Below are 12,841 nucleotides of genomic sequence, written 5' to 3'. Positions count from 1 at the left end.
CCTGTGACACTCGTCTGCAACACTCACCTGTGACAGTGCGTGCAACAGCGCCGCTCCGCCTGCGATTCCTGGGCGGCGGCGACTGAACGCGATCGTTACGAACGGCCCGGCGCGGCCGGTACCGAGCGCGGGTCGAAACCGTACGGCAGCTCCAGACGGTGCGCGCGCATCAGGGCGTCGTCGGCGAGCAGCTCCGCCGTGGCACCGTCCGCCGCGATCACGCCGTCGCTGAGGACCAGCGAGCGCGGGCACAGTTCGAGGGCGTAGGGCAGGTCGTGCGTGACCATCAGGACGGTGACGTCCAGGGAGCGCAGGATGTCGGCGAGTTCGCGGCGGGAGGCGGGGTCCAGGTTGGAGGACGGCTCGTCCAGGACCAGGATCTCCGGCTCCATGGCGAGGACGGTCGCCACGGCCACCCGGCGCCGCTGGCCGAAGGAGAGGTGGTGCGGCGGGCGGTCCTTGAACTCCGCCATGCCGACCCGGTCCAGCGCCCGGTCCACCCGCTCCTCCAGCTCGGGCCCCCTGAGCCCGGCCGCCGCCGGACCGAACGCCACGTCCTCGCGCACCGTCGGCATGAAGAGCTGGTCGTCCGGATCCTGGAAGACGATGCCGACCCGGCGCCGGATCTCCGCCATGTGCTTCCTGCCCACGGGCAGCCCGGCCACCCTCACCGTGCCGGTGCCGCCGGTCAGGATGCCGTTGAGGTGGAGGACGAGGGTGGTCTTGCCGGCGCCGTTCGGGCCGAGCAGCGCGACCCGCTCGCCGCGCGCGATGGAGAAGTCGACGCCGAACAGGGCCTGGTGGCCGTCGGGGTAGGCGAAGGCGAGGCCGGAGACCTCAAGGGAAGCAGTGCTCACAGGGTCCATCCCAGCAGACAGACGACGAGGGCGGCCGAGGGGAGGGCGAGGGCGTACGACCACTGCGCCCGGTTCGCGGTCACCTCGTCGATCACCGGCATGGAACCGGCGTACCCGCGGCTCACCATGGCCAGGTGCACCCGCTCGCCGCGTTCGTAGGAGCGGATGAACAACGCGCCCGCCGACTTGGCGAGGACGCCCCAGTGCTTCACCCCGCGTGCCTCGAAGCCGCGGGACTCGCGGGCGATCCGCATGCGCCGCATCTCGTCGGTGATGACGTCGCCGTAGCGGACCATGAAGGAGGCGATCTGCACCAGCAGCGGCGGGAGCCTCAGCCGCTGGAGGCCGAGCAGGAGTGCGCGCAGCTCGGTGGTGGAGGCGAGGAGGACCGAGGCGGCCACGCCCAGGGTGCCCTTGGCCAGCACGTTCCAGGCGCCCCACAGTCCGTTCACGCTCAGCGACAGCCCGAGGACGTCGGTCCGTTCGCCCTCCGCGACGAACGGCAGCAGGACGGCGAAGGCGACGAACGGGACCTCGATCAGCAGCCGCTTGAGCAGGAAGCCGGCCGGGACGCGGGCGGCGTACGCGACGAGGGCGAGCAGCCCGGCGTACACCGCGAACGCCCACATCGCCTCGCGCGGGGTGGAGACCACGACCAGGACGAAGGCGAAGACCGCGGCGAGCTTGGTGTGCGGCGGCAGGGCGTGCACGGGGGAGTGGCCGTGCCGGTAGAGCTTGTGCGCGTGGCCCGCTCCCATGTCAGACGCTCGTGCCGGTGGGGGACGCGGCGTCGGCGGCCGGCTCGTCCGTACGGCGCCTGCGGACCGCCCAGAACACGCCGGTGCCCGCGACGACCGTCACGCCCACGCCGATCACGCCGGCCAGACCGCCGGAGAGACGGGCGTCGTCGACGTCCTCGACGCCGTAGTCGGCCAGCGGGGAGCCGGCGACCGCGTGCTCCTCGGCCTTCTCGGCGATGCCGTGGTCGCCGGCGACCTTCTCCAGGCCGTCGGGGTCCGCGGAGGCGTAGAAGCTGACGAACCCGGCGAGGACCAGCGAGGTGACCAGACCGGTGATCCAGACCTTGCGCGGGGAGCGGGCGGCGACGGGCTCCGGCTCCGCCGCCGGGGTGTCCGGGGCGTCGACCAGCTCGCCGTTCACCCGCAGCTTGAGCTTCCGCCGCAGCCCGCGCGCCCCGTGCACCAGGTCCGGGCGGACGGCGATGACCGCGCCGACGGTGAGGGCGGTGATCACGGCCTCGCCGATGCCGATGAGGACGTGCACGCCCACCATGGCGGTGACGACCTTGCCGAGGGAGACGTCGGCGGTGCCGCCGGCGGCGTAGAGCAGCGTGAAGACGATCGCGGAGGCCGGGACGGAGACCAGGGCGGCGACGAAGGACGCGGCGGTCGCCGAGCGGCGGGTGCGCGGCAGCACCTTCACCAGACCGCGGAAGAGCGCGTAGGCGACGATCGTCGTGGTGATCGCCATGGTGGTGATGTTCACGCCGAGCGCGGTCAACCCGCCGTCGGCGAAGAGGACGGCTTGCATCAGCAGGACGACGGAGACACAGAGGACCCCGGTGAAGGGGCCGACGAGGATCGCGGCGAGGGCGCCGCCGAGCAGATGGCCGCTGGTCCCCGCCGCGACGGGGAAGTTCAGCATCTGCACGGCGAAGATGAACGCCGCCACCAGCCCGGCCAGGGGCGCGGTCCGCTCGTCGAGCTCGCGTCGCGCGCCGCGCAGGCTCACGGCGATCGCGCCGGCGGCGACGATTCCGGCCGCGGCGGACACGGGGGCGTTGATGAATCCGTCAGGTGCGTGCACGGACTCGATGATGTGGCCTGTTGCAAACACTGCGCAAGAGCGAGCGGCTTGTTCTACCTCACGCACACCTCATCTGTGATATACGCCGCTCGGACGCGCGAATTCCGGAAACGGTGCACGATGGAACGGAGCACGGGTATACGGCTTACACGCCTTTCATGCACATTGACGCAGCGTAAGGGGCCCACCGATGTCCGTAGTCGAGCAGTACGCGCGAGCCCACATCGTCACCGACCTCCTGGACGAGGACCGCGGAGCGGTACCCGTGGTCCTGCGCTACGACCCCGGACAGGACCCCCGCTGCGTCCGCATGGCGCTGCCGGGCACCGTGCCCCGCGAGTGGACCGTCGACCGGGAACTGCTGGAGCGGGGTCTGCGCGCCCCCGCGGGCCGGGACGAGATACGGGTGTGGCCGTGCGGGAGGGTCCAGGCCGTGGTCGAGTTCCACACCGCGCAGGGCGTGTCGGTGGTGCAGTTCGAGACCAAGACCCTGGCCCGGTTCCTGCGGCGGACCTACGCGGCCGCCGCCGAACCCGTCCCGCACTGACCCCCGGCCCCCGGGCCGTTCGGCCGGCGCCCTCTCAGCCGGCGCTCTTCAGGAGCGCCGCCACGATCGGCCCGGCCGTCGAACCGCCGTGGCCGGCCTTCTGGACCACGCCCGCCGCCGCCAGGTCCCCGCGGTACGCGGTGAACCAGCCGTTGGGCTTCTTCTGTCCGTCGACCTCCGCCGACCCGGTCTTGGCGCCGGTCTGCCCGCTCACCCCGGCCATCGCCTCCGCCGCCGTGCCGTAGGCCGCGGTGTACGACATCAGCTCCCGCAGCTGCGCCAGCGTGCCGGCCGACAGGGTGCGCGAGGCCGTTGCGAGCTTCCGCCCGTCGACGTCGGGGGAGACCAGGTACGGCTGGCGGAAGACGCCCGACTGGACCGTCGCCGACACCGACGCCATGTTCAGCGGGTTCATCCGCACCCCGCCCTGGCCGATCAGGGAGGCCCCCATCGGGGCCGCCGACTGCACCGGCACCGAGCCGTCGAAGGTCGGCACGCCGATCTGCCAGTCGTTCCTCCCCAGCCCGAACACCTGCTGGGCCTGCTCGGTCAGGTCGTCGTCCTCCAGCTCGGGCGCCTGGCTGATGAAGGCCGTGTTGCAGGAGCGGGCGAAGCTCGCCTTGAACGTGCCGTCCTTGATCTCGAACTTGTCGTCGTTCTGGAACTTCCAGCCGCCGTAGGTGAAGTACTTCGGGCACGGGTGCTGCTCGTCCATCGAGGCGAGGCCCTTCTCGATCAGCATCGAGGCGGTGATCACCTTCATGGTGGAGCCCGGCGCGAGCGAACCCTGGAACGCGGTGTTGAAACCGTGCGAGGAGTTCGCCACCGCCAGGATCTCGCCGGTCGACGGGCGCAGCACCACCACCGACGCCCGCTCCTTCTTCGCGACCTGCGCCTCGGCGGCGGCCTGCAGGGAGGGGTCCAGCGTGGTCTTCACCGTGCCGGGCGTGCCCTCGCTCAGCTCCAGCAGCGTCTTGTCGGACAGCTCCGCCTTCTTCGACGCCTTGCCGCGGACGATCCGCAGCTCGACGCCGGCCTCGCCGCCCGCCTTCTCGCCGTACTTCTCGCGCAGCCCGTCCAGCACCGTCCCCAGGGACGGGTAGGCGGCGGTGGTCAGCTCGTCGCCGTCCCGGTCCAGCGCCTTGACCGGCGGGGTGCCCGCCTCGCCGGTGACCAGCTTGTCGCCGTCCTTGAGGTCGGGATGGACGACGGCCGGCTGCCAGGCCACCCGCGGCTCACCGTCCCCGGCCCCGCGCACGACGGTCAGCGCGCTGTCGTACGCCAGCGGCTTGCCGGTCTCCTCGTACGACACCGTGCCCTTGACGGCGAAGGGGACCTTGTCGCCGGCGGGGGTGCCGGCGGTGAGGGCGACGTCCTCGATCCGGGCGTCCTCGGCGTAGGCGGTGAGCAGGGCGGCCGCGGCCTTCGGGTCGTCGGTGGCGGCGGCCGCCTCGCTCACCTTCCCGGCCTGCCAGGCGGTGAGGAAGCGCTCGGCCGCCGCGGTGACCTCGTCGGTGGACAGCGGGCCGGTCCTCACCTCCCGCGCGGAGGACGTCCGCGTGCCGTCCTCGGCGGCGGCGCCGCCGCCGAGCAGCGCGTAGGCGCCGAACCCGGCACCGCCGACGACCGCGGCGATCACTCCGCCGAGCACGACGGGCCTCGTCCTCCGCCCCTCGGCGGCGTTCCTTCTGTTCTTCCCCACTGCTTCCCGTTCCTCCGCTGTCCGCCGGACTCCCCGTGGCCCTCGTGGCGCTCACGTGTGCCAACGACGGCCACCACCCTAGAGTCCCGCCCCGTGCGCGGCGCGATCAGCCGCCGGCTCGTAGCACGGCTGCGACAATCGGCCCGGCCGCGTCGCCGCCGTGGCCGCCCTGCTGGGCCATGGCCGCCGCCGCGACGTCGTCGCGGAAGCCGGTGAACCAGCTGTCGGCGGTGGCGTTGCCGTCGACCTCGGCGGAACCGGTCTTCGCGCCGATGTCACCGCGGAGCCCGGACATGGCCTCCTGGGCGGTGCCCTGGGTGGCGGTGAGCCGCATCATCTGCTTGAGCTGGTCGGCGGTGCCCGCCGGGAGCCCCTTGGCCCGCGCCAGCTGCCGGCCGTCGAGGTCGGGGGAGACCAGGTACGGCTGGCGGAAGGTGCCGGTGATGGCGGTGGCCGTCACGGAGGCCATGTTCAGCGGGTTCATCTGCACCTGGCCCTGGCCGATGGCGTTCGCCGCGCGGTCCGGTCCGGCGACGGCCGGGACGCTGCCGTCGAAGGAGGCGATGCCGGTCTTCCAGTCGTCCCGGCCGAGCCCGAACCGCTCCTGTGCCTCCTGGGTGAGCGAGGCGTCACCGAGCGGCTTCTCGTCGACGAGCTTGATGAAGGCCGTGTTGCAGGAGCGCAGGAAGCTGTTGGCGAGGCTGGCGCCCTCGTTCGGCTCCATGCCGGTGAGGTTCTTGAAGGTCTGGCTCTGCCAGGTCGCGGTGGGCGGGCAGGGCGCCGGGCCGTTCATCGAGGTCACGCCGTTGTCGATGAGCATGGCGGCGGTGATGATCTTCATGGTGGAGCCGGGGGCGACCCGGCCCTGGAAGGCCGCGTTGAACCCGTCGTCGCGGTGGTTGGCCACCGCCAGCACCTCACCGGTGCTCGGCTTCACCGCCACCACCGACGACTCGGCGTACTGCCGCACCGCCTTCTCGGCCGCGGCCTGCACCCCGGCGCTGAGGGTGGTGCGCAGCTTGCCCGGCTCGCCCTCGGCGAGGGTCAGCAACGGGGTGTCGGCGGCCGACTCGCCCATGGCGTTCTCGGCGTGCCTGATCACCAGCTCGACGCCCGGGGTGCCGCCCGCCTTCTCGCCGTACTTCTGGCGCAGGGTGTCCAGGATCGGCCCGAGGGAGGGGTACTTCTCCTTCGTCAGCACCGTCCCGTCGCGGTCCACCGCGTCGATGGGCGGCTGCGCGGCCTCCCCGGTGACGAGGGTGTCGCCCTCCTTCAGGTCCGGGTGGACGACGGAGGGCTTCCAGTCGACCAGCGCCCGCCCGGTGGTCTGCCCGCGCACGACGGTCAGCTCGCTCTCGTAGCTCAGCGCCTCGGACTTCCCGTCGAAGGTGACGGTCGCCTTCACCGTGAAGGGCACGGTGGTGCCGGTGGCCTTGCCGGGTGTGATGCCGACCTTGCCTATGTGCGCTTCGTCGCCGTACGCCGTCAGCAGCGCGCCGGCCTCCTGCGCGTTGTTCGTGTACGACGCCGCCTGCGACGCGTCCCCCTTCTCCCAGGCCGCGAAGAAACTCCTGGTGGTCTCCTCGACCTCCCCCTCGTCCGGCGGCCCGGTCTCCTTCGTCCCCGCGGCGCTCGAGCCGCTGCCGCCGCCGCTCACGGCCGACACGATGTTGTAGACGCCGTACCCGGCCCCGCCCACCATCACCGCGAACACACCGCCGATGACGGCGGTCTTGACCCCCTTGCCCATCGGGCGTTCCCCCTCCGCCGGACCTCCCACGCCTTGTGAACGTGTTCAAAAAGCCCGGTGAGTGAGCACTCTATGCGCAGACAGTGACGACCGGGGCGGCTGTTTCCGTTTGTTGTCCGAACAGAGATCCGCCCGGCCGCCGGAACGGCTCACACCCAGGTGTCCAGCCACATCCGCGCCCGCCAGTCGTCGATCGGGATCGTCTGGCCGGTGTAGATGGGCCAGAAGTAGATGAAGTTCCAGGCGATCAGCAGGGTCAGTACGCCCGCCGCCGTCGCGCCCGCGACACGGCGGGTGTCGGTGGAGCGGGGCGGACCGACGAGGGCGCCCAGGAGCATCGCCACGGCCAGGCAGAGGAAGGGGAGGAAGACGACGGCGTAGAAGAAGAAGATCGTGCGCTCCTGGTACAGGAACCAGGGGGCGTAACCGGCCGCGATGCCGCAGGCGATCGCGCCGGCCCGCCAGTCGCGGCGGAACAGCCAGCGCCACAGGACGTAGAGGATCGCGAAGCAGGCCGTCCACCACAGCATCGGGGTGCCGAGGGCCAGCACCTCCTGGGCGCACTTCTCGCCCGCGTCCACCGGGCAGCCGTCCGTGCCGGGGGCCGGGGACTCGTAGAAGTAGGAGACCGGACGGCCGGTGACGATCCAGCTCCACGGGTTGGACTCGTAGGTGTGCGGCGAGGACAGGCCGACGTGGAAGTCGTAGACCTGGTTCTCGTAGTGCCACAGGCTGCGCCACCAGTCCGGCAGCAGCCACGACCAGCTGCTGTCCTTGCCGTCCTTGGCCGCCCAGTCGCGGTAGTAGCCGCCGGTGCCGTCGGCCGGGGAGAGGATCCAGCCGATCCAGGAGGCGAAGTAGGTGACCACCGCCACCGGCACGGTCGACAGGAACGCCCACCCCAGGTCGCGCCGCAGGACCGCGAGGCGGGGCCGGTGCGCGCCGGCGACCCTGCGCGCGCCGACGTCCCACAGCACCGCCATCACGCAGAACGCGGCCATGATGTAGAGGCCGTTCCACTTCGTGCCGATCGCCAGCCCCAGCATCAGGCCCGCCGCCAGGCGCCAGGGGCGGAAGCCGATCCGGGTGTTCTCGGCGACGTACGCGTCCGGGCGGACCCGGCCGTCGGCGTCCACGGGCAGCGCGGCGGCGAGCTTCTCGCGCGCCCGGTCCCGGTCGACCACCAGGCAGCCGAACGCCGCCAGCACGAAGAACATCAGCACGCCGTCGAGCAGCGAGGTCCGGCTCATCACGAAGTGCAGCCCGTCCACCGCCATCAGCGCGCCCGCGAGACAGCCGAGGAACGTGGAGCGGAACAGGCGCCGGCCGATCCGGCACAGCATCAGCACGGAGACCGTGCCGAGCAGCGCCGTCATGAACCGCCAGCCGAACGGGTCGAAGCCGAACATCAGCTCGCCCAGCCCGATCACGTACTTGCCGACCGGCGGATGCACGACGTACGCCGCGTCCGTCGGGACGGGGACGGGACCGCCCGAGAGGATCAGGTCGTTGACGTTCTTGTCCCAGTTGACCTCGAACCCGCGGTGGACCAGCGCCCACGCGTCCTTGGCGTAGTACGTCTCGTCGAATATCACCGCCTTCGGGCTGCCCAGGTTCCAGAACCGGAGCACGCCCGCCAGCAGCGTGACCAGGAGCGGGCCGCCCCACCCCGACCAGCGGGTGACGTGCCCCGCGAGGACCGGCGGCACCCCGAGCGTGTCCCACAGCCGCTTCGACGGCTCCGTGTACGGCGGCACCAGACGGTCGCGGACGTCGCCCCCGCGGACATCGGCCTTACGGACGTCACCTCTGGCCGGGCCCGGCGCCGGGTAGCCGAAACGGCGCAGCCGCTGCCGCCACGACGGCCGCTCCTCGTGCGGTGCCTGGTCCTGCAGGGTGTCCGTGGAGGACGCGGTACTGGTCACCGCGCCATCGTAGGGAACAGGGCTGTGTGAGTCCCGCGCATGGCCGGTATGCCCTGGCTCCGTCCGGTCCTGGGAGGATGGGGGAGTGACCGGAATCCTCGTACTCGCAGGCACCCCCATCGGCGACATCTCCGACGCCCCGCCCCGGCTCGCGGAGGAACTGGCGGGCGCCGACGTCGTCGCCGCCGAGGACACGCGGCGGCTGCGGCGCCTCACCCAGGCGCTCGGCGTCACCCCCAAGGGACGGGTCGTGTCGTACTTCGAGGGCAACGAGTCCGCCCGCACGCCCGAGCTGGTCGAGGAGCTGGCGGGCGGCGCGCGCGTGCTGCTGGTGACGGACGCCGGGATGCCGTCCGTGTCCGACCCCGGCTACCGGCTGGTCGCCGCGGCCGTCGAGCGGGACGTCAAGGTCACCGCGGTGCCGGGCCCGTCCGCGGTGCTCACCGCGCTCGCCCTGTCCGGGCTGCCCGTGGACCGGTTCTGCTTCGAGGGGTTCCTGCCCCGGAAGGCCGGCGAGCGGCTGGGACGGCTGCGGGAGGTCGCCGACGAGCGGCGCACCCTCGTCTACTTCGAGGCCCCGCACCGCCTCGACGACACCCTCGCCGCGATGGCCGAGGTGTTCGGCGGGGAGCGGCGGGCCGCCGTGTGCCGGGAGCTGACCAAGACGTACGAGGAGGTCAGGCGCGGTCCGCTGGCGGAGCTGGCCGCGTGGGCGGCGGAGGGCGTGCGCGGGGAGATCACGGTGGTGGTCGAGGGGGCGCCGGAGAAGGGGGCCGAGGAGATCGACGACGCCGAGCTGGTGCGGAGGGTGCGGGTGCGGGAGGACGCCGGGGAGCGGCGCAAGGAGGCGATCGCGGCGGTGGCCGTGGAGGCGGGGCTTCCCAAGCGGCAGGTGTTCGACGCGGTGGTGGCCGCGAAGAACGCGGGGGCGTGAACGGCCTCGGGGGCGTGAACGGCTCCGGGGGCGCGAAACGGTCTCTGAGCAGGTCGCTCCTCCGGTGAGCGGGCGCCCCACGGGCGGGTAAAGCGGTTCGGCGGAAGGCAAAGCTCCGGCACCGTCCGTGAGGCGGTCGGGCAAGGGGACACCAAATCGTCGCCAATACTCGGTCGGCCCTCCTGCGCTCGCGGCAGTGGAGTAGTCCACTTAGATTCGGGGGCGGATCCGCTCCCTCCAGCGGACCGACAGGAGCCGGGATGACCGAGATAACCGGGCAGGCCGCGCTGCGCGCGGGCGCCACCGCCGTCGTCGACGAGTCGTATTCCTTCGCCTGCATGCGCTGCGGATACGGCTGGGAACAGTCGTACGAGATAGAGCACCACACCGACGCCGACGGCCACGAGTTCGTGATGTACGTGGCGGACGGCCAGATCGTTCCCTCCCCACTGAACCGGCCGACGTGCCGGAACTGCGACGGTCACCTGGTGCGCATCCTGGGGGCGGGCCGGGTCGCCTGCGCGCACGACGCCGAGCTGACGTCCGCGCCGCTTCCGTAGGATCGGGGGCATGCCTTCGAACGCCCCCGACAAGAACGCCGCCCCGCCGCTCCCGGAGCCCCTGCGGGTGCCGGTCGCGGACTCGCACACCCACCTCGACATGCAGTCCGGCACGGTGGAGGAAGGACTCGCCAAGGCCGCGTCGGTGGGGGTGACGACCGTGGTGCAGGTCGGCTGCGACCTCAAGGGGTCCCGGTGGGCGGCCGAGACGGCGGCGGCGTACGACGCCGTCCACGCGACGGTCGCGCTGCACCCCAACGAGGCGCCGCGCATCGTCCACGGGGACCCTGGGGGCACCTCCCAGCCCTCTGGGGCTGGGGGAGGCTGGTCCCGGCAGGGCGCCCGCGAGCCCGGCGGGGACGCCGGCCTGGACGAGGCGCTCGCCGAGATCGACCGGCTGGCCGCGCTGCCCCAGGTCAAGGGCGTCGGCGAGACCGGCCTCGACTACTTCCGCACCGGACCGGAGGGCAAGGAGGCGCAGGAGAGGTCCTTCCGCGCCCACATCGAGATCGCCAAGCGGCACGGCAAGGCCCTCGTCATCCACGACCGCGACGCCCACGCCGACGTCCTGCGCGTGCTGAAGGAGGAGGGCGCCCCCGAGCGCACCGTCTTCCACTGCTACTCCGGGGACGCCGAGATGGCGGAGATCTGCGCGAGTGCCGGGTACTACATGTCGTTCGCCGGCAACGTCACCTTCAAGAACGCGCAGAACCTGCGGGACGCGCTCGCCGTGGCCCCGCTGGAGCTGGTCCTGGTGGAGACCGACGCGCCGTTCCTGACCCCGGCGCCGTACCGCGGCCGGCCCAACGCCCCCTACCTGGTGCCCGTGACCGTGCGCGCCATGGCGGCCGTGCGGGGCGTCGACGAGGACACCCTCGCCACCGCCCTCGGGGCGAACACGGCCCGCGCCTTCGGCTATCCACAGGCGTGACCTGCGCGGTCCGCGTGCCCCGTACCCTTGTCCCGTGACCAGCCCCACCCCCGACGCCCTCCTGGGCCCCGCCGACGTCCGTGAACTGGCGGCCGCCCTCGGCGTACGGCCCACCAAGCAGCGCGGCCAGAACTTCGTCATCGACGCCAACACGGTCCGCCGTATCGTGCGCACCGCCGAGGTCCGCCCCGACGACGTGGTCCTCGAGGTCGGCCCGGGGCTCGGCTCGCTCACCCTGGCGCTCCTCGAGGCCGCCGACCGGGTCACCGCCGTCGAGATCGACGACGTCCTGGCCGCCGCGCTGCCCGCCACCGTCGCCGCCCGCATGCCCGGGCGGGCCGAGCGGTTCGCGCTGGTCCACTCCGACGCGATGCACGTCACCGAGCTGCCCGGACCCGCCCCGACCGCGCTGGTCGCGAACCTGCCCTACAACGTGGCCGTCCCGGTGCTGCTGCACATGCTCGAGACGTTCCCGAGCATCGAGCGCACCCTCGTCATGGTCCAGTCGGAGGTCGCCGACCGGCTCGCCGCCGCGCCCGGCTCGAAGGTGTACGGCGTGCCGTCGGTCAAGGCCAACTGGTACGCGGAGGTCAAGCGGGCCGGTGCCATCGGGCGGAACGTCTTCTGGCCCGCGCCCAACGTCGACAGCGGGCTGGTCTCGCTGGTCCGCCGCGCGGAGCCGCTGAAGACCGGCGCCTCCCGGCGCGAGGTGTTCGCCGTCGTCGACGCGGCCTTCGCCCAGCGCCGCAAGACGCTGCGGGCCGCGCTCGCCGGGTGGGCGGGCTCGGCGGCCGCGGCGGAGGCCGCCCTGGTCGCGGCGGGGGTGTCGCCGCAGGCGCGGGGTGAGTCGTTGACCGTCGAGGAGTTCGCGCGCATCGCCGAGAACAAGGAGCTGGTTCAGCAGTGAGCGTCACCGTCCGCGTCCCCGCCAAGGTCAACGTCCAGCTCGCGGTCGGCGCGGCCCGCCCCGACGGCTTCCACGACCTGGCCAACGTCTTCCTCGCGGTGGGCCTGTACGACGAGGTCACCGTCACGGCGGCCGACGAACTGCGGGTGACCTGCGCCGGCCCCGACGCCGGCCAGGTCCCGCTCGACCGTACGAACCTCGCCGCCCGCGCCGCCCTGGCGCTCGCCGAGCGGTACGGCCGGGACGCGGACGTCCACCTCCACATCGCCAAGGACATCCCCGTCGCCGGGGGCATGGCGGGCGGCAGCGCGGACGGCGCGGGTGCCCTGCTGGCGTGCGACGCGCTGTGGGGGACGGGCGCCTCGCGCGAGGAACTCCTCGACATCTGCGCCGAGCTGGGCAGCGACGTGCCGTTCAGCCTGGTGGGAGGCGCGGCGCTCGGTACCGGGCGGGGCGAGAGGCTGACGGAGCTGGAGGTGGGGGGCACCTTCCACTGGGTGTTCGCGATGGCCTCGCGGGGGCTGTCCACACCGGCGGTGTTCCGGGAGTTCGACCGGCTGGGGGAGGGGCGGGAGATCCCCGAGCCCGTGGCCTCGCAGGAACTGCTCGACGCCCTGGCCAAGGGTGACGTCGACGCGCTCGCCGCCGCCGTCTCCGACTCCAACGGCCTTCAGCCGGCCGCGCTGTCGCTGTTCCCGGAGCTGGCGGACACGCTGGCGGCGGGGCGAGCGGCGGGGGCACTGGCCTCACTGGTGTCGGGATCGGGGCCGACCACGGCGTTCCTCGCCCGGGACGCGGAGGCGGCGGAGGGGATCGCGGATGCGCTGCGGGCCTCCGGCACCTGTCGCACGGTGCGTACGGCGGCAGGTCCCGTGCCGGGTGCGACGGTCGTCTGAGAGAG

Annotated in this window: 11 protein-coding genes and 1 pseudogene; 6 read left to right on the top strand and 6 right to left on the bottom strand. The window is 72.7% G+C overall.

What is annotated here, in order from left to right; all coding sequences use genetic code 11:
• Positions 1 to 95: 95 nt before the first annotated feature.
• From AB0A94_RS12735 to AB0A94_RS12725, 3 genes are read right to left on the bottom strand one after another with little or no spacing between them, the layout of a single operon-like run.
• Complete coding sequence (locus AB0A94_RS12735; protein ID WP_361742996.1) at positions 96 to 866, bottom strand: ABC transporter ATP-binding protein; 771 nt, start codon at positions 864 to 866, stop codon at positions 96 to 98.
• A complete protein-coding gene (cbiQ, locus tag AB0A94_RS12730; RefSeq protein WP_361742994.1) occupies positions 854 to 1,615 on the bottom strand; it encodes a cobalt ECF transporter T component CbiQ in 762 nt (253 codons plus the stop codon). The genes AB0A94_RS12735 and cbiQ overlap by 13 nt, the downstream gene beginning before the upstream one ends.
• Before the next feature lies 1 nt (position 1,616).
• The gene (locus AB0A94_RS12725; RefSeq protein ID WP_361742991.1) at positions 1,617 to 2,684 is read right to left on the bottom strand and encodes an energy-coupling factor ABC transporter permease; all 1,068 of its coding nucleotides are present in this window, start codon (positions 2,682 to 2,684) and stop codon (positions 1,617 to 1,619) included.
• Between the two features lie 190 nt (positions 2,685 to 2,874).
• Here AB0A94_RS12725 and AB0A94_RS12720 point away from each other — a divergent pair, with 190 nt between their 5' ends.
• Positions 2,875 to 3,231, top strand: coding sequence for an SsgA family sporulation/cell division regulator (locus tag AB0A94_RS12720; protein ID WP_361742988.1), 357 nt, complete (start codon positions 2,875 to 2,877; stop codon positions 3,229 to 3,231).
• A 34-nt stretch (positions 3,232 to 3,265) separates the two neighbouring features.
• Here the strand turns inward: AB0A94_RS12720 and AB0A94_RS12715 are convergent, their stop codons facing one another.
• The 3 genes from AB0A94_RS12715 to AB0A94_RS12705 all read right to left on the bottom strand — a co-directional run bounded on the left by AB0A94_RS12715 (position 3,266) and on the right by AB0A94_RS12705 (position 8,608).
• Positions 3,266 to 4,933, bottom strand: a complete 1,668-nt coding sequence (locus AB0A94_RS12715) for a penicillin-binding transpeptidase domain-containing protein (RefSeq protein WP_361742985.1) — start codon at positions 4,931 to 4,933, stop codon at positions 3,266 to 3,268.
• A gap of 106 nt (positions 4,934 to 5,039) precedes the next feature.
• Positions 5,040 to 6,683, bottom strand: coding sequence for a penicillin-binding transpeptidase domain-containing protein (locus tag AB0A94_RS12710; protein WP_361742982.1), 1,644 nt, complete (start codon positions 6,681 to 6,683; stop codon positions 5,040 to 5,042).
• Between the two features lie 149 nt (positions 6,684 to 6,832).
• Positions 6,833 to 8,608, bottom strand: coding sequence for a phospholipid carrier-dependent glycosyltransferase (locus tag AB0A94_RS12705; protein ID WP_361742980.1), 1,776 nt, complete (start codon positions 8,606 to 8,608; stop codon positions 6,833 to 6,835).
• A gap of 85 nt (positions 8,609 to 8,693) precedes the next feature.
• On the opposite strand from AB0A94_RS12705, the gene rsmI reads away from it, so the two are divergent.
• The 5 genes and pseudogenes from rsmI (at position 8,694) to AB0A94_RS12680 (ending at position 12,836) form a co-directional block, all read left to right on the top strand.
• Complete coding sequence (gene rsmI / locus AB0A94_RS12700) at positions 8,694 to 9,542, top strand: 16S rRNA (cytidine(1402)-2'-O)-methyltransferase (protein WP_217129772.1); 849 nt, start codon at positions 8,694 to 8,696, stop codon at positions 9,540 to 9,542.
• 260 nt (positions 9,543 to 9,802) lie between these two features.
• A pseudogene (locus tag AB0A94_RS12695) lies at positions 9,803 to 10,060 on the top strand (hypothetical protein); the annotation flags it as partial.
• A gap of 52 nt (positions 10,061 to 10,112) precedes the next feature.
• Positions 10,113 to 11,033 (top strand): TatD family hydrolase, encoded by a 921-nt coding sequence (locus AB0A94_RS12690; protein WP_361742977.1) that lies wholly within the window; start codon positions 10,113 to 10,115, stop codon positions 11,031 to 11,033.
• A gap of 34 nt (positions 11,034 to 11,067) precedes the next feature.
• Positions 11,068 to 11,940 carry a 16S rRNA (adenine(1518)-N(6)/adenine(1519)-N(6))-dimethyltransferase RsmA gene (gene rsmA / locus AB0A94_RS12685; protein WP_361742974.1) on the top strand — a complete coding sequence of 291 codons (873 nt, stop codon included), beginning with the start codon at positions 11,068 to 11,070 and terminating at the stop codon, positions 11,938 to 11,940.
• A complete protein-coding gene (locus tag AB0A94_RS12680) occupies positions 11,937 to 12,836 on the top strand; it encodes a 4-(cytidine 5'-diphospho)-2-C-methyl-D-erythritol kinase (RefSeq protein WP_361742971.1) in 900 nt (299 codons plus the stop codon). Before rsmA ends, AB0A94_RS12680 begins: the two co-directional genes overlap by 4 nt.
• Positions 12,837 to 12,841 lie beyond the last annotated feature (5 nt).

It is taken from the genome of Streptomyces sp. NPDC044984 (assembly GCF_040646935.1).
Taxonomy (GTDB): domain Bacteria; phylum Actinomycetota; class Actinomycetes; order Streptomycetales; family Streptomycetaceae; genus Streptomyces.
Note: the sequence above shows the minus strand (reverse complement) of the source record. Positions and strands in the feature narration are given on the sequence as shown.